This is a genomic window from Pseudomonas sp. L7 (genome assembly GCF_046605565.1).
Classification (GTDB): Bacteria; Pseudomonadota; Gammaproteobacteria; order Pseudomonadales; family Pseudomonadaceae; genus Aquipseudomonas; species Aquipseudomonas wayambapalatensis.
In genome coordinates this window covers 2032557-2048253 of record NZ_CP176784.1, presented here as the reverse complement: position 1 = coordinate 2048253, position 15697 = coordinate 2032557, and the positions used below count along the sequence as shown (strand labels likewise).

Here is a 15697-nt window from a genome sequence, read left to right as displayed (position 1 = left end):
GACAGCGGCCCAATGATCCGCTCAGAACTGCACGTCGAGAATCACGCTGTCGGTGTAGGTCGCTGCAGGCGGCGTCGCCTGGTCGGTGTAGACCTTGGCGTTGTAGTTGAACACCTGGCTGCCGGTGCCCGTGCCGGCACCAGGGTTCACGTTGGCGTCGCTGCTCGCGCGCCGGGCCGCGCCCACCGATCCCCAGCGCACGGTGCCAGCGCTCTTGAAGATGTCGTAGGCCAGGTAGTTGTTGGCCGTGGACTTCATCCGCCGACGCCCACCCGACACGTTCTGCCCATCGTCCAGCCCGACCGTGTAGTTGCTGCCCTTGGTACAGGCGATGTTGATGCTCTGGTTCACTGTCGCAAACCCGGCCACCACCGGCGCACTGGCAAAACTGATATTGGGGGTGGTGATCTGGCAGTCGTTGCTGACGGTCAGCGTCACTGTCAGGGTCTGCGTACCGCTGCCGATATCCCGTCCCAGGCAGATACCGCCCAGGCCGATGCCTGAGCAATAGTTCCAGTCCCAGAAGATCGACAGGGTCTCGGTGTAGACCCCGGCCGCAACATTGGCCCCCACCACGGTGCGCAGGTACAGCGGCACCGACTTGGGCGAGGTGCCGTTGAGCAGCCCCAGGGCGTCGATGATGCCGTTGGGGACGAAATCGAAACGCGTGCCGCGACTGATCGGAAAGTTGGTGGTGTTGTTGGCGTAGATCGTATAGGGGATGACATCGCCAGTCGGGCCGACCATGCCCGTGCTGGTGGAGGTGATGGTGGCGTAGAAATGGTCGTTGCTGGTCAACAGCGACAACAGTGAGCCGGTGCAGGACAGCCCGGCATTGGTGGTCGAAGCCGGTTGCACCGTGGTGCGCACCAGCGTCGAATTGATCGTGCCGAAGGACGCAGGCACCGTGGCCCCCACCGAACAGGCCGACCACGCCTGAGCGCAACCGGCACACAGGCCGAGCCCCAGCACCACCCTGCCCAGGGCATTCATCGGCACACCAGAGGGCCGATCAGCGGAATCGCCCCTTCCCCTTCAGGCAGGTCGAATTCGACCTGGCACTGGCCGCCATCAGCGACTTCGACCTGCAGGCGATTGTGCGCCGACAGGTTCTCCAGGTAGACCAGGCCATCCCACCCCACCACGGCCTCGCTGCCGCCCTGGATGCCCCTCACCCGGCTGCCCAGCTTGAGCTCCTGCTGGTTGGCATCGACCAGCACGATGCTCGCTGCCAGCACCCGCTTGAGCGGGAACTCCAACAGATAGCCACTGCCCCGACGCACCGCGACGCGTTGTTCGACCGTCGAAGCCATCACATCGGCGGGCAGCTCCATTGGATCGATCTCGTACTTGCCACGGTAGTAACCGCTGCTGTACGGCACCAGCAGGTGGCCATTGCGGTCGGTGCGACCGACCATCTGGTTCTCGTAGCGCACCGGCACATCGGCGTAGCCACTGGTGCTGACAACCACGAACGCATCATCGATACGGTTGGCGGCGAACATGCCCGAGTCCATCAGCACCAGCGAACCGCTGGCATCGGCCCAGCGGGTCATCTCCTCGCTGCTGCCATAGACCCCCGCCTGCAGCTGCACGGACTGCAGGCGCCAGGTCACATCGGCCTGCCGATAGGCGCCGCGATCCCCCCCATTGGCGTAGCCAAGGTTGTAACCCACACCGCCACCCACTGGCACTGCGCGGCTGTAGTTGACGCGCTGCAGGTCCTGGCCGTCCTTGCTGCGCTCGGCGCTGAAGGCCAGGGTGCCATGAGTATCGAACGGGACCACCAGTTGTGCCTGCACCGCCCACTGGCTGTCACCGACATCGCGGTTGGCCGACAGGTACAGGCTGCTGTTGCGCCACAACGGCTTGCTCCAGCTCAGGTTGATCAGCCGCGTGCGCGAGCCATCCCCCGCGCGCACGTCGAAATAGCCAGCACCGACGCTGCCGTAGCGATCCAGGTTCAGGCTTACGGTCGCCTGCTCGCTGCGCGTGCTCAGGCGGGTATAGGGATTGTCGACCAGCGTCAGGTCGGCATAATCGCCATGGCGCTCGATCCGCTGGTAGTTGAAGCCGATACGTCGGCTGTTGTACTGGTAACCCAAGGCCACCTGCTGCCCTGTGTCGCCCTCGAAACGGCTCTGCGCCACGGCGGCGTTGAGCACACCGAAGGTCCCCAGGCGCAGGTTGCCACCCAGGCCACCGAGCATCATCGACTCGGCCGTTTCGGCGTGGGTTTCGAGGGTGAAGTAATCGGACACACCATGGCGCAAGCTCGCCGATGCCACTGCGGGCCCGTAGCCGAAGTCCTTCACGGCATAGTCACGGCGAAGGCTACCGGCAGCCACCGAAAAGTCCGACAGCCCCTCGGCCAGCAAGCTGCTGGTCACGTAGAACGGCAAGGTCGTCGAGATCTGGCGCCCGAGCGCATCGGTGGTCACCACCACGGCTTCACCGGCACCGTTGATGAACGGCACGTTGGTGAGTGTGTAGGGCCCCGGTTGCAGATCGGTGGTGCTGGTCTTGTAGCCATTGATGAACAGATCCAGCGACGTGGGTACCGCCGCCTCTCCGGCAAAGGCCGGCAGCGGATAGGTGACCAGGTCCGGGCGTGCGGCAAAGTCTCGGGAAACCTGCAAGCCGCCCACCCGCACCGAGCTGCTCCAGGGCAAGGCGCTGGTGACCAGATCGCCTGCCTCGTAGGTCAACAGGCGCTGCTCGTCGGTGAAACGCCAGGTGGTGTCGTAGCGCAGAAAGCCTTCGCGGCTCTGATTCCGGGGGGCACCGTTGAATGACTCACGCCACTGCCCGGTGGTGGAGAAGGTGCCCCAACTGTCGAACACCCGCAGCTCGTTCCAGGCGGCGAGATAGGTGCCGGCATCATCGGTGTCGTTCAGGTACAGGTCATAGTTGAGCAAGGCGCCGAAACTACTGCGCGCATCGCTGGCCGGATACAGGTTGCGTCCACCGAACTGCTGGTCGGGCAGCCACGCCGGCGGCACCTGCAGCAGCAGGCGCTGGTTTGGGCTGTCGTAGTCCACATGCAGGCCGACGATGCTCTCCAGCGCCACCTCCCCCTGAGGATCGCCCGGCACCAGGATGCCCGCCGCACGCAGAGCATCGCTGGCCAGGTACAGTCGCCCGGCACGCTGCTGCACCGGCACCAGCTCAGCCTTGGGCACCTGATTCACCAGCAGGTCCAGGTACAGGGTGGCATCGGCAATCGCCGTGCTTTCTGCCGGGGGTGGCGGCAGATCGTCGGCCACGCCCAGCACCGGCCCCAGCATCGCCAGGCCCAGCCACCACCGGCGCGTCGCCCGCCGCCAGCCACTCACACACGGTTTCCAACCATCGGCGGGTCCTCCCTGGCCCCTCCACTACCCGCGTTTGCAGGTCACTGCCCTTGGCGGATGGCCTGAGCCACCTCCTGGCCATTGACCCGTCCCTTGAGCACGCTGCTCGCGCCCAGTTCGGTCGGTGCCGGCCAGCGCATGCTGGCCCCCGGCAGCACATAACCCAGCAGCCCCTCGACCAGCGGCTTCTGCTGGCCCCCTTGCTGCAGCACCACATCGGTGAGGCGCGCATGCACCGGCCCGGTATTGCGCAGCTCGATATACGGCTTGCCCTGTACCGTCACTGCACGCCAGCTCAATTGAGGCTTGCCGACACCTTCGGCGCTGCGCTTGCCCTCCGGGTCGGGCTTGCCCCACAGGCCTTCGCCATACACGAACAGCGGCACCGAATAGCGCATCTGCAGGCGAATGGCTGCCTTCGGCCCTTCGGTGCTGGCATCGGCCGGTGTTGGCGAGGGGATCTCGTCGATGATGATCCGGTAGGCTTGCTCCTGGCCCACCGGCGAGCTGCCGGTGCGGGTCAGCCGGATCAGTTGCTTCTGACCTGGCGGGATATTGGCCACAGGGGGGCTGCCGATGATCTCGCGCTGCGCCTGGAACTGCTCCTGATAATCGCCCTGGCGCCAGGCGAACACCCGCACCTGCAGGCTGGCCGGTGCGCTACCGCGGTTCTCCAGCCATAGCGCGCCGGCCTTCTGGTCGGCCTCGAGCACCGGATCGATCGGCCAGATCAGCACCGACGTCGCGGCTGCCACCGGCAGGCTGGCCAGCAGCAATGCCCCGATGATGATGTTCCGCGCCGTGTTCGCGCCTGCCCCCATGCCGCTCTCCTCTGTCTTGTCGATAGCCGTGCCTGGACGTGCGGATCAGCATCACCAGGTCACTGTCACTTGCACTACATCGGTGTAGGTCCCCGCCGGCACATTGCCGGGCAACTGGGTGCGGCCATACACCGGCAACTTGATCGCCGTCGGATCGCTATAGCTCACCGGCACGCTGGTGCCGATGGTCAGGGCCTGGCTCAACGCCGCATCGCGAAACAGCTGGTAGGCCACCAGCTGCGTGCCGCCACTGCGCTTGAGATTGCGCGTGCCGCTGGCACTGTTCTGCCCGCCATCGAGGCTCATGCCAAGGGTCACGCCCGGCGTACATTGAAAGGTCACCGTGGTGCCGCCCAGCGCGGTGCTCAGGGTGGCGGTGGACAGCGCCGACTGGGTGCCGAAATCGAGTACGCCGTAGGCGCTCACGCCGCCGACCACCAGGCAGCCTGCGGTGATCTGCGCGCTGACCTGGAAGGTACTGGTGGTCGCTGCCGTCGAGGGCGACGTCCACACCAGCCACAGGCCCGCCAGCAGTGCGTGGGGCCAACCGCGCATGAGTCAGAAGGTCAGCTCGACCGCGACCGTGTCGGTGTACACCCCGGCCGGCAGGCCCGCCTTGCCACGCGCCTGGCCGTACAGGTTGACGGTCTGGGCGACACCGGTGCTGGTCGGCAGCGTGATGGTGCCGTCGATGGCCAGCAGTTGAGTACGACCGGTATCGGTGTAGAAGTCGTACGGCACGAAGTTGCCAGCGCCGTCGGCCAGCGCGCGCGTCCCGCCGCTGGATGCACCGTCGTGGGCACCGGCCCGCACCCGGATCGCAGGCACCGTGCCAGCCGAGCAGAGAATGCTCATGGCCCCGCCGCCGCCACCGAGCACCTGGCCGTTGGCAGTGGTGAACAAGGCATCCTGGGTGCCGAAGTTCAGGCTACCGAAATTGAGCCCGGAGGTGCCGGCGCTGCCATTGACCTGGCAGGCCGAGATCAACGTCAGGGTCGAGTTGATCGTCCCGGTCACGGTGGCCGCTTGGGCCTGGGCCGCCAGGGCGAGACCCAGGGCGGTAAGGATGCAGCGAATCGATGTGCTTGCCATGGGAATCTCCTTGCGTGTTACCAGTCCAGGGTTACTCGAAGGGTGTCGCGGTACAGCCCGGCCGGCAGCGCGCGCGGCTGCGCGACCACCACGCCGTAGATCGGGACGGGCACCTGCTGGGTGCCTTGAATGGTGAAGGTGCGCGCCTGGCCGATGCCGTATCGGGTGTTGCCGCCCGGGTCGATAGCCAGCTGGTAAGGGATGAGCACGCGCCCGTTGCTCAGTTGTCGCACACCCCCTGCGCCATTGCGTCCTTCGTCGATGCGCACGCTGAAAGCGCGCACCTGAGGCGTGCAACTGATCTGCAGGCTGCCCTGCCCGCCCGCATCATCCACGCGGGTGCGCAGCGGACCATCCCAGCTCGGGGCCTGCGAGCCAAAGTCCATCAGCCCGGGATTGGCGAGGGTCGCCGGTTGCTGGTCGCTGCTGATCTGGCAGGCAGAGCTGATCACCAGGCGCGCCTGGATGAATCCCGTGGTGCTGCCATGCACCGAAACACCGGGCAGCAGCAATGGGCCGAGGGTCAACAGCAGCAAAGAAGTACGGTTCATGTCGGCGCGTCCTTGTGCATGTGGGTCCGCTTCCTACCAGGTGACCGTGACTTTGACCAGGTCGGTGTACAGCCCGGCTTTAGGTACCCAGGCCAGTCGATCGATGCGCGCGTACAAGGGCAGCTCCACCGAACCGCTGTCCGGCACCCGCGCCGATTGTGCGACGTCCACGGCCAGTGGCTCACGCCAGGCAGCGTCGCGATAGAGGCGATAGGGAATGGGGCGCGCCTGCCGATCAGCGTCGCCCAGATAACGCAACTCGCCCACGCCGCCATGCTGGCCGCCATCGACCTTGACTTGATACGGCGTATCGGGATTACACTCCAGGCGAGGCGGGCGTTGGGCAAGCAGTACGCCGCTCAGTGGCGCATCAGGGCCGTCCAGGCGCGCGGCACTGCCCAAGTCGATTCGACCCAGGGCCTGTGCACCCGCGTCGCGCGGTTGGTTCACCAGCATGCAGCCTCGCTGCACCTGGACCCGCACTTCGACGAGAAAATCCGCCGCTACGGCACCACCACTCAACAACAGGCCCAACAGCGAGGCCAGCAAGCGCTCCGTCACCGAATCTCCCTTCCAGTGTTCCCTGTGCTGTCTTGAGCGTAGCAGTAGGATTGGATCCTGCTAGCGCGCGGGAATTTTCCAGGATTGGCAGCCCTCGGCTAAGACTTGCCCTAGGGCCTGCAACGGGAAACTTATACAAATTTCAGCGTCACATAGAACCTCCCCGAGCAATAGCCCTCAAATGGCCATGACCCCGGCGAACATGCTGACTTTCTGATACCTTGCACAGTACACACTTTGTGCCAGACGCCTATGGCCACCGCTTGCGGCCACGACGGGAGAGCTTTTCTTGACCACCGCCCAGAACGCCTTCGATCAAGCCGTGGAACGCTGCGCCCAGGAGCCCATCCAGATTCCAGGCAGCATCCGGCCCCACGGCTTTCTGCTGGTACTCGACGAACAGGATCTGCGCATCCTGCAGGGCAGCGAGAACGCCGAGCGCTGGCTTGGCATCCCCACCCCGGCACTGATCGGCTGCACCCTGCCCGAGCTGATGGATCAAGGCTTCGATGCCCGTCGCCAGTTTGCGCGCCTGCCCCAGGACGAAATCTTTCCCTTCCACATCGGCGACGTGAAACTGCGTGAAGGTGCGCCCTGCGCCGAGCATCTGCGCCTGCTGGTACACCGCCACGACCAGGTATTGATCGCCGAATTCGAGCCCTGTCGCCCGGCCGACTCCCTGAGTGAACACGACGACTACTATCCCCTGGTGCGCGCCTTCGTCAGCAGCCTGCACCAGGCCACGAGCATCGAGGAACTGCTCCAGCAGTCGGTGCTGCAGATCAAGCGCATCACCGGTTTCGGTCGGGTCAAGGCGTATCGCTTCGATGCCGAGGGCAACGGCCAGGTACTCGCCGAAGCTGCCGACCCCGGCTATCCAAGCTACCTGGGGCTGTGCTTCCCGGCCTCGGACATTCCGCGCCAGGCTCGCGAGCTGTACAGGATCAACCGTATCCGCCTGATCGAGGATGCCAACTACCAGGCCTCACCCTTGATTCCCAGCCACAACCCCCGCACCGGCAAGCCTCTGGACATGAGCTTCGCGGCCCTGCGCAGCGTCTCGCCCGTGCATCTGCAGTACATGCGTAACATGGGCACGCTGGCGTCGATGTCGTTGTCGATCATGGTCGATGGCCAGCTCTGGGGCCTGGTGTCCTGCCACCACCAACAGCCGCGTGCCCTGGATTTTCGCACCCGCGCCGCCTGCGAACTGCTGGGCAGCGTGCTGTCGCTGCAGATCGAGTCCCACGAGGCACACAGCGCAACCCGCACCCTGCTCGACTTGCGCCAGCGTATCGTCCACATGCTGTCAGCCATGGCCGACTACGACAGCGTCAGCGAAGGGCTGCTCAGCCTGCCCGACGTGCTGCTGGATTTCGTCGGCGCCAGCGGTGCCGCGATCATCAGCGCCGAACGTTGCGACCTGATCGGCAACGCACCGCCCGAAACATTGGTCAATGAACTGGTGCAATGGCTGTCCAGCCGCGGGGACGATGGCGTGTTCAGCAGCGACAACCTGGGCCGCGACATCCCTGAGCTGCCGGCATTGGCCGAACATGCGGGGGGGCTGTTGGCGGTGGCCATCTCCCAGATCCATTCGCACTATTTGCTGTGGTTCCGTCCCGAGCAGGTGCGCACGGTCAACTGGGCTGGCCAACCGCTCAAGGAGGTCAGCGCCCAGGGCAGCCTCAGCCCACGACACAGTTTCGACAGTTGGCAGGAAGAGGTCCGCGGCTTCTGCGCCGCCTGGAACCCGTTGGTCATCGATGGCGTGGCCGAGCTGCGCTCCGCCGTGCTGGTTATCGTGTTGCGCAAAGCCGAGGAGCTGGCGCAACTGAGCGGTGAACTGCAGCGCTCGAACAAGGAACTCGAGGCCTTCTCCTACAGCGTCTCCCACGATCTGCGCGCCCCACTGCGGCACATTGCCGGCTACTCCGAACTGCTCAGCGAGGTCGAGGGCGAAGGTCTGTCCGAACGCGGCCAGCGTTTCCTCAAGCACATCGGCGAGGCCGCGCATTTCGCCGGCACACTGGTGGACAACCTGCTCAATTTCTCGCAGATGGGCCGCTCGGCCCTGCGTCTTTCGGATGTCGACCTCAATGCGCTGGTCGACAACATCCGCCTGGAATTCGCCCCGGATTACAGCGGCCGCGAGATTGTCTGGGAGATCGCGCGCCTGCCTAAGGTGATCGCCGATCCTGCCTTCATCAACCTGGTGCTGCAGAACCTGATCGCCAATGCGATCAAATACACCCGCGGGCGCGAGCCTGCGCGCATCGAGATCGGTGCACACGAGCACGCAGACCGGATCGAGGTCTTCGTGCGCGACAATGGCGTGGGCTTCGACATGACCTACGCCAGCAAGCTGTTCGGCGTCTTCCAGCGCCTGCACCGCATGGAAGACTTCGAAGGCACCGGCATCGGGCTGGCCAGCGTGCGCCGCATCATCGAGCGGCACGACGGCGAAGTCTGGGCCGAGGGGGAAGTCGACAAGGGCGCCACCTTCCATTTCGCCCTGCCTGTCATCCGTTGAATACCTGAGGTAACCGTACACATCATGCTCAAACCGATCCTGCTGGTCGAAGACAACCCCCGGGACCTGGAACTGACGCTCCTGGCCCTGGAACGCAGCCAGTTGGCCAACGAAGTCATTGTCCTGCGCGATGGCGCCGATGCCCTCGACTACCTGCTGCGGCGCAACGCCTACGCCGAACGCGACGACGGCAACCCGGCGGTGCTGCTGCTCGACCTCAAGCTGCCCAAGGTCGACGGCCTGGAAGTGCTCAAGGAAGTACGCTCCACGCCAGAGCTGCGCAGCATCCCCACCGTCATGCTGACCTCGTCGCGCGAGGAACCCGACCTGCTGCGCGCCTATGAGCTGGGCGTCAACGCCTACGTGGTCAAGCCGGTGGAGTTCAAGGAGTTCGTTGCCGCCATTTCCGACCTCGGGGTGTTCTGGGCCGTGCTCAACGAACCTCCGCCCGGCTCGCTGCGCCTGAACCGGCGTGGCGGCAACTGAAGGCGTCGACGATGCAAACTACCGCGCTGAAACTGCTGATGGTCGAAGACAGTTCGATGGACGCCGAGCTGAGTCTGTTGCGCCTTGAGCGCAGTGGTTTTCAAGTCCAGTCGCGCCTGGTGTTCGACCATGCCGGAGTCGAACACGCTCTGCTCGAGGGCCGCTACGACCTGATCCTGTGCGACTGCGTCCTGCCCGGCTCCTCCGGCACCGAAGTGCTGGCCATCGCCCAGCGCCTGGCACCAGACGTGCCCTTCATCTTCCTTTCCGGCATCTACGGCGAAGAGCACGCCGTGGAGATGATCCGCCTGGGCGCCACCGACTATGTGTTGAAGAAAAACCTGCCGCTGCTGCCCAAGGCCGTGCGCCGGGCACTGACCGAGGTGCAGGAGCGCCAGCGGCGGCGCCGTGCCGAAGAGGCGCTGGCCGATGTCGAAGCACGTGCACGCATTGCCATCGACGCCGCCGGCATGGGCACCTGGGACTACCGCCCGCAGGAAGACCTGCTGCTCTGGGACGACCGCTGCAAGACCCTGTTCGGCCTGCCGGTCGACACCGAGATGAGCCTGGAGGTGTTCTACGCCGGCATCCATCCCGAGGACCTGCCCCATGTCAGCCAGGCCGTGGAGCTGGCGATGCGGCCGGACAGCGACGGCCACTACCGCGCCGAATTCCGCATTACCGCACCCGGCAACCTGGAACCGCACTGGCTGCTGTCCACCGGACAGACGCAGTTTGTCGATGGCCGCTGCGTGCGCTTTTCCGGCGTGCTGCAGGACATCCACCAGCAACGCCTGGCCACCCAGGCGCTCAAGCAGCTCAATGAAATGCTCGGCGAACGGGTCGAGCGCCGCACCCGCGAGCGCGACCGGGCCTGGGAGCTGTCGCAAGACCTGCTCGCGGTGTTGAACAAAGACCTCACGCCAGTGGCGCTGAACCCGGCCTGGGAAGCGGTACTGGGCATCAGCCGCGAACGCCTGAGCCAGACGTCGCTGCTGCACCTGCTACCCGAAGCCGAGCAGGAAGCCTTTCTCGAAGAACTGGCCGCCCTCGCCCACGGGCGCACCAGCGCCCGTTTCATCGGCCGTATCCAGCATGCCGGCGGGCAGCAGCGCTGGCTGTCCTGGGCGGTGGTCCCGGAAGATACGCTGTTGTACGTGGTCGCCCGCGACATCACCAGCGAGCGCGAAGCGGCGCTGGGGCTGGCCGAGGCCAACAGCCGCCTGCGTGACCAGATCGTCGAGCGCGAGCGCATCGAGGCAGCCCTGCAACAGATGCAACGCCTGGAAGCGGTGGGCCAACTCACCGCAGGCGTGGCCCACGACTTCAACAACCTGCTGACCGTGATCCTCACCGGCGCCAGCTTCGTCGAGCGAGACCTCGACAAAGGCGACCTGGTCAGGGCGCGCAGCCGCCTGAAGCATGTGCGCGAAGCCGGCGAACGCGGGGCCAAGCTTACCTCGCAGTTATTGGCCTTCTCGCGCCGCCAGCGCCTGGAGCCGGTGCCATTGAACCTCAATCGCACCCTGGGCGGCCTCGAGGAACTGCTGAGTCGCACCCTGGGAGGCAATATCTCGGTGCGCCTGGATCTGGACAGCAGCCTCTGGCAGGCACTGACCGACCCGACCCAGACCGAGATGATCATCCTCAACCTGGCGATCAACGCCCGCGACGCCATGCCGGCCGGCGGCCAGTTGACCCTGTCGACTCGCAACATGCAAATCGATACCCTCGCCCAGCGCCCGGAAGACCCCGAGCCTGGCGAGTACGTGATGCTGTCGATTCGCGACACCGGTTGCGGCATGAGCGAAGAGGTGGTGGCCCGGGTCTTCGAACCCTTCTTCACCACCAAGGATATCGGCAAGGGCTCGGGCCTGGGCCTGGCCCAGGTGTTCGGCTTCGCCAAGCAGTCAGGCGGGGGCGTACGCATCGACACGGCGCCCGGGCTCGGCACCCAGGTCAGCGTCTACCTGCCGGCGGTCAAGCGAACCGACCTCGACGAACCGCAGAATCTCGCACAGTCGCAGGGTACATCGCTCAACGGCCATGACCGAGTGGTGCTGCTGGTGGATGACGATCACCTGGTCCGTGACATGATCGGAGACGTGCTGCGCCTGCATGGCTACCAGGTACGCCAGGCCCACAGTGGCGAACAGGCCCTGACCTTGCTCGACGAGCGCATCGATCTGCTGCTCTCCGACTTTGCCATGCCCGAGTTCAACGGCGCCCAGTTGGCCCACGCCGCGCGCGAGCGCTACCCTCGCCTGCCCGTGGTGTTTCTCACGGGCTACGCCGAACTGGAAGGGCTGGATTTGCCCGGCAGCCTGGTCATACAGAAGCCCGTGCAAGCCGAGGATCTGACCCGGGCACTGAACGATTTGCTGGGGGACGCGGGATAAGCCAGGATGGCGCGCCGTGCGCGCTTCATCTGACCAGCAGACACAACAAATCGCCAGGCTGGCTTGCAGGCTGGACGCTTGAGAATGCTTGGAAGTAATGGCAGGGGCGGCTGGATTCGAACCAACGCATGGCAGGATCAAAACCTGCTGCCTTACCGCTTGGCGACGCCCCTGTATCGAATTCACTGACAGCTACGTGTGTTGCTGTGCTGGAATGGGCCGCACTTTACCAACATTCTTTTCGACTGGGAACCCCCGAGTTGAAAAAAATTGCCGGAAAACAGCAAGTTAGTGCCCACGCCCACGAGATGATGCCTTCACACCCGTTGCCAGGGACACTGCTCGCCCCTGAAAGCCTCGGCACCGATAACCATCCGTCGGTTTTTTTCCGCCTCGCTTCAACACATGCGCCTTTGCCCATTCCAAGCAATTAACCACCGCTTGCGCATCACAAGGAGGGCGCCATGCCAGTCTCACACGACCTGTATCAGGACCTGCACTACCCACGCGAAATCGTTCAACAACGGCGTCAGCAGGACAAGACGCTGGACCGCCTGCTGGACGACTACATGGATCTCGACAACCAGGTGCTGGCGGCCGAATCGATTTCGGCGGGCAACTTCGTGGATGAAGACCTGCGCCATCTCAAGGAAAAGCGCCTGGCCGTCAAGTTCATGATCGAACGGCAGTTGGAGCGCAAAGCCTGATCGGCACGACTTATCGCGTCATGCGATAACGGCGGCGCACATTCTCGACTAGTCAAACGACGCAGGCTCGCGCAAGCTGCGTCTGCCCTCGTCATTCGGAGCTGTCGCCTTGTCCGCCTGGATTCAAAACTCTCTGCGCCACCTCGGCCAGCGCCTGCGTGCCTCGACCCCGGCCGACGCCACGCTGCTGACGCACTTCCAGGGCAAGGCCCACGAACGCGGTTACACCCTGAGCGAAGGCCAACACCGGGTGATCGAGGCCATGGCCACGCAACTCGCCGCCCTCGACCAGGGCCAGGCGCGCAGCCTGTATCTCCATGGCTCGGTCGGTCGAGGCAAGAGCTGGCTGCTCGACGGGTTCTTCCAGGCCGTGCCGACCACCGCAAAACGCCGCCTGCACTTCCATGATTTCTTCGCCCGCCTGCACGAAGGCATGCACCGCCACCGCGCCCTGGACGATGCACTGGGGGCCACCCTGGATGCATTGCTAGGCGATTGCCAGGTGTTGTGCTTCGACGAATTCCACGTCCATGACATTGGCGATGCAATGCTGCTCACCCGCTTGTTCGGTGCACTGTTCGAGCGTGGTGTGTTCTTGCTGGTAACGTCCAACTACGCTCCTGAAGGGCTGCTGCCCAACCCGCTGTATCACGAGCGCTTCCTGCCGGTGATCCGCCTGATCAATGACCGCATGCAGGTGCTGGAAGTGGGCGGTGAAACCGATTTTCGCAGCCTGCCGGCCAATCGCGAGCAGCAGCGCTTTACCCAAGGGCACTATGTCTGGCCGGCCGACACCACGCAGCGCCAGATCCTTGCCGTGCCTGCCGCCCAGGCCCTCACGCTGGAGGTCAATCGCCGCCCGCTGCGTGCGCTGCACAGCCATGGGCGACAGGTGATGTTCGCCTTCCACGACCTGTGCGAGCAGCCCACTGCGGTCATCGACTATCTGGCCCTGGCCGAACGTTTCGACCAATGGATCATCGATGGCCTGGATGACCTGTCAGCCTGTTCACTGGCCGCGCAGCAGCGCTTCGTCAACCTGATCGATGTGCTGTACGACCAGGACAAGTCGCTGCTGGTGCTGGGCAGGCGCAGCCTGGAGCAAAGCCTGGGCGGGGCGATCAACGACCTGATGCGCACCCGCAGCCGGCTAGGGCAACTGCAGCAGATGGGGCCTGCGGCCTGAGGGCGCGCGCCTGCCGTTGACAGCACAGCCTTAGCCCACCCGCGGCAAGTCCGCCAGCACGCCCTCTATCTCACCCAGGACCGCCGGGTCATCCAGCGTGGACGGTGCCACGTAGTCCACGCCATCGGCAATCTTGCGCAGCACCGCGCGCAGGATCTTGCCCGACCGCGTCTTGGGCAGGCGCTTGACCAGACGCACTCGATTGAAACAGGCCAGCGCCCCGATCTGCTCGCGTACCCTGGCCACCAGTTCGGCCTGCAACTGCTGCTCGGCAATGCCCTGCCCGTCCTTGAGTACCACCAGCGCCAGCGGCACCTGGCCCTTGATCTCGTCGTGCACGCCGATCACCGCGCATTCGGCCACCGCCGGATGCTGCGCCACCAGGTCCTCCATCTCGCCGGTGGACAGCCGATGCCCGGAGACGTTGATCACGTCATCGGTGCGCCCCATGATGTAGACGAAGCCGTCATCGTCCAGGTAGCCGCCGTCACCGGTGTGGTAATAGCCCGGATAGCTGTGCAGGTAGGCCTGCAGGTAGCGTGGGTGGTCGCCCCAGAGCGTCTGGCTGCAACCTGGCGGTAACGGCAAGGCGATCACAATGGCGCCCTGCTGGTTCGGCCCCAGGGGTCGCCCCTCATCGTCCAGCACCTGCACGTGATAGCCCGGCACTGCGCGATTGCTCGATCCCGGGCGTGCAGCGCTGCCCTCGAGCCCCACGCACGGCGCGGTCACCGGCCAACCGGTCTCGGTCTGCCACCAGTGATCGTGCACAGGTTTGCCACTGACCCGCTCCAGCCACTGGTGGGTGCTGGAGTCGAGTTTCTCGCCGGCAAGGAACAACTGTCGCAGCGAGCCCAGGTCATGACGGCGGATCAGCTCGCCCTCCGGATCTTCCTTGCGGATCGCACGCATGGCGGTCGGTGCGCAGAACAGTGCATTGACCTTGTACTGTTCGACCACCCGCCAGTACGCCGAGGCATCCGGGGTGCGAATCGGCTTGCCTTCGTAGAACACCGTGGTGCAGCCGCTCATCAGCGGCCCGTAGACGATCAGCGAATGGCCGACCACCCAGCCCACGTCGGAAATCCCCCACCACACATCGCCCGCCTGCATGCCATAGACGTGACGCATGGCGTAGCACAGCGCGACCGCATTGCCGCCATTCTCACGCACGATACCCTTGGGTTTTCCGGTGGTGCCGGAGGTGTACATGATGTACAGCGGGTCGCCTGCGTCCAGCTCGACCGGTGCCACCGGCTCGGCGTCGGCCACCGCCTTCTGCCAATCCAGGTCGCGCCCAGGCTGCAACTGCGCGCGAGCCTGGGGACGTTGCAGCACCAGCACATGCCGGGGTTGGTGCCGGGCCAACTGCAGGGCGCGATCGACCAGCGGTTTGTATTCGATCACCCGGTCGAACTCCAGGCCACAGGACGCGGTGAGCAGCAGGGTCGGACGCGCATCATCGATACGCAGGGCCAATTCGTTGGCGGCAAAACCGCCGAACACCACCGAGTGCACCGCGCCGATCCGCGCGCAGGCCAGCATGGCCATGGCCGCCTGCGGCACCATGGGCATGTAGATGATCACCCCATCCCCCTTGCCCACGCCGAGCGCGCGCAGCAGACCGGCCAGGCGCGCGACCTCGTCGCGCAACTGAAGGAAGGTGAAGGTCTGCGCGGCGCCGGTCACGGGCGAATCATAGATCAGCGCCAACTGCTCGCCGCGGCCTTGCTCGATCTGATGGTCCAGGGCCAGGTAGCTGCTGTTCAGGCGCCCGTCAGCGAACCAGCGGTGGGTGCCGTCCTGGTTTTCCTGCAGGGTGAGAGTGGGTTTGCGGTGCCAGGCGAGCTGCTCGGCCTGGGCTTGCCAGAAGCTGGCGGGGTCGGTGATGGAATGCGCATAGCTGTGCTGATAGGTCATTGGTTCGCAACCCGGTACTTGTTGTTATTGAAGGGCGAGCCTTGAGTATGGACCGGCATTGCAGCCCTGCCATCGGACTTAAGTCGCA

13 protein-coding genes and 1 tRNA gene are annotated in these 15697 nt (G+C 65.0%); 5 read left to right on the top strand and 9 right to left on the bottom strand.

All coding sequences use genetic code 11. The annotated features are described in order from the left end of the window. Positions 1-21: 21 nt before the first annotated feature. The 7 genes from ACK3BK_RS09560 to ACK3BK_RS09530 form a co-directional block, all read right to left on the bottom strand. On the bottom strand, positions 22-993 hold the full coding sequence (locus ACK3BK_RS09560) for a spore coat protein U domain-containing protein (protein WP_288375463.1): 972 nt from the start codon (positions 991-993) through the stop codon (positions 22-24). Continuing rightward, positions 990-3287, bottom strand: a complete 2298-nt coding sequence (locus ACK3BK_RS09555; protein WP_411384460.1) for a fimbria/pilus outer membrane usher protein — start codon at positions 3285-3287, stop codon at positions 990-992. The genes ACK3BK_RS09560 and ACK3BK_RS09555 overlap by 4 nt, the downstream gene beginning before the upstream one ends. Before the next feature lie 107 nt (positions 3288-3394). Further along, entirely contained in the window at positions 3395-4174 is a 780-nt protein-coding gene (locus ACK3BK_RS09550; protein WP_186719633.1) for a molecular chaperone, read from the bottom strand. A 51-nt stretch (positions 4175-4225) separates the two neighbouring features. Then, positions 4226-4729 (bottom strand): spore coat U domain-containing protein, encoded by a 504-nt coding sequence (locus ACK3BK_RS09545; protein ID WP_112897910.1) that lies wholly within the window; start codon positions 4727-4729, stop codon positions 4226-4228. Positions 4730-4732: 3 nt separating this feature from the next. Then, positions 4733-5266: a spore coat U domain-containing protein gene (locus tag ACK3BK_RS09540; protein ID WP_054894731.1), complete on the bottom strand. Its 534-nt coding sequence runs from the start codon at positions 5264-5266 to the stop codon at positions 4733-4735. A gap of 17 nt (positions 5267-5283) precedes the next feature. Beyond that, entirely contained in the window at positions 5284-5817 is a 534-nt protein-coding gene (locus ACK3BK_RS09535; RefSeq protein WP_411384172.1) for a spore coat U domain-containing protein, read from the bottom strand. A 33-nt stretch (positions 5818-5850) separates the two neighbouring features. Further along, positions 5851-6378, bottom strand: a complete 528-nt coding sequence (locus ACK3BK_RS09530; RefSeq protein ID WP_411384171.1) for a spore coat U domain-containing protein — start codon at positions 6376-6378, stop codon at positions 5851-5853. 289 nt (positions 6379-6667) lie between these two features. Between ACK3BK_RS09530 and ACK3BK_RS09525 the strand changes: the two genes are divergently transcribed. Genes ACK3BK_RS09525 through ACK3BK_RS09515 form a run of 3 tightly spaced genes read left to right on the top strand, consistent with a single transcriptional unit; the run spans position 6668 to position 11796 of the window. Then, positions 6668-8911 carry an ATP-binding protein gene (locus tag ACK3BK_RS09525; protein ID WP_411384170.1) on the top strand — a complete coding sequence of 748 codons (2244 nt, stop codon included), beginning with the start codon at positions 6668-6670 and terminating at the stop codon, positions 8909-8911. A 24-nt stretch (positions 8912-8935) separates the two neighbouring features. Next, positions 8936-9397, top strand: a complete 462-nt coding sequence (locus tag ACK3BK_RS09520) for a response regulator (protein ID WP_186669516.1) — start codon at positions 8936-8938, stop codon at positions 9395-9397. An 11-nt stretch (positions 9398-9408) separates the two neighbouring features. Further along, on the top strand, positions 9409-11796 hold the full coding sequence (locus ACK3BK_RS09515; protein WP_411384169.1) for a response regulator: 2388 nt from the start codon (positions 9409-9411) through the stop codon (positions 11794-11796). Between the two features lie 98 nt (positions 11797-11894). Here the strand turns inward: ACK3BK_RS09515 and ACK3BK_RS09510 are convergent. After that, a tRNA-Gln gene (locus ACK3BK_RS09510) sits at positions 11895-11969 on the bottom strand. 291 nt (positions 11970-12260) lie between these two features. Here ACK3BK_RS09510 and ACK3BK_RS09505 point away from each other — a divergent pair. Together ACK3BK_RS09505 and zapE are read left to right on the top strand one after the other, a co-directional pair. Then, positions 12261-12503 carry a hypothetical protein gene (locus ACK3BK_RS09505; RefSeq protein ID WP_054894725.1) on the top strand — a complete coding sequence of 81 codons (243 nt, stop codon included), beginning with the start codon at positions 12261-12263 and terminating at the stop codon, positions 12501-12503. Between the two features lie 109 nt (positions 12504-12612). Next, positions 12613-13689, top strand: a complete 1077-nt coding sequence (gene zapE / locus ACK3BK_RS09500; protein WP_411384168.1) for a cell division protein ZapE — start codon at positions 12613-12615, stop codon at positions 13687-13689. A 30-nt stretch (positions 13690-13719) separates the two neighbouring features. On the opposite strand, the gene ACK3BK_RS09495 is transcribed toward zapE, so the two are convergent. Then, positions 13720-15609: a propionyl-CoA synthetase gene (locus ACK3BK_RS09495; RefSeq protein ID WP_186709238.1), complete on the bottom strand. Its 1890-nt coding sequence runs from the start codon at positions 15607-15609 to the stop codon at positions 13720-13722. Between the last annotated feature and the right edge of the window lie 88 nt (positions 15610-15697).

Coding starts and splice junctions, on each gene's coding strand:
- ACK3BK_RS09535 (WP_411384172.1), bottom strand. CDS start 5,817: ATGAACCGTACTTCTTTGCTGCTGTTGACCCTCGGCCCATTGCTGCTG.
- ACK3BK_RS09555 (WP_411384460.1), bottom strand. CDS start 3,287: ATGCTGGGGCCGGTGCTGGGCGTGGCCGACGATCTGCCGCCACCCCCG.
- ACK3BK_RS09505 (WP_054894725.1), top strand. CDS start 12,261: ATGCCAGTCTCACACGACCTGTATCAGGACCTGCACTACCCACGCGAA.
- ACK3BK_RS09520 (WP_186669516.1), top strand. CDS start 8,936: ATGCTCAAACCGATCCTGCTGGTCGAAGACAACCCCCGGGACCTGGAA.
- ACK3BK_RS09560 (WP_288375463.1), bottom strand. CDS start 993: ATGAATGCCCTGGGCAGGGTGGTGCTGGGGCTCGGCCTGTGTGCCGGT.
- ACK3BK_RS09495 (WP_186709238.1), bottom strand. CDS start 15,609: ATGACCTATCAGCACAGCTATGCGCATTCCATCACCGACCCCGCCAGC.
- ACK3BK_RS09515 (WP_411384169.1), top strand. CDS start 9,409: ATGCAAACTACCGCGCTGAAACTGCTGATGGTCGAAGACAGTTCGATG.
- ACK3BK_RS09545 (WP_112897910.1), bottom strand. CDS start 4,729: ATGCGCGGTTGGCCCCACGCACTGCTGGCGGGCCTGTGGCTGGTGTGG.
- ACK3BK_RS09550 (WP_186719633.1), bottom strand. CDS start 4,174: ATGGGGGCAGGCGCGAACACGGCGCGGAACATCATCATCGGGGCATTG.
- ACK3BK_RS09540 (WP_054894731.1), bottom strand. CDS start 5,266: ATGGCAAGCACATCGATTCGCTGCATCCTTACCGCCCTGGGTCTCGCC.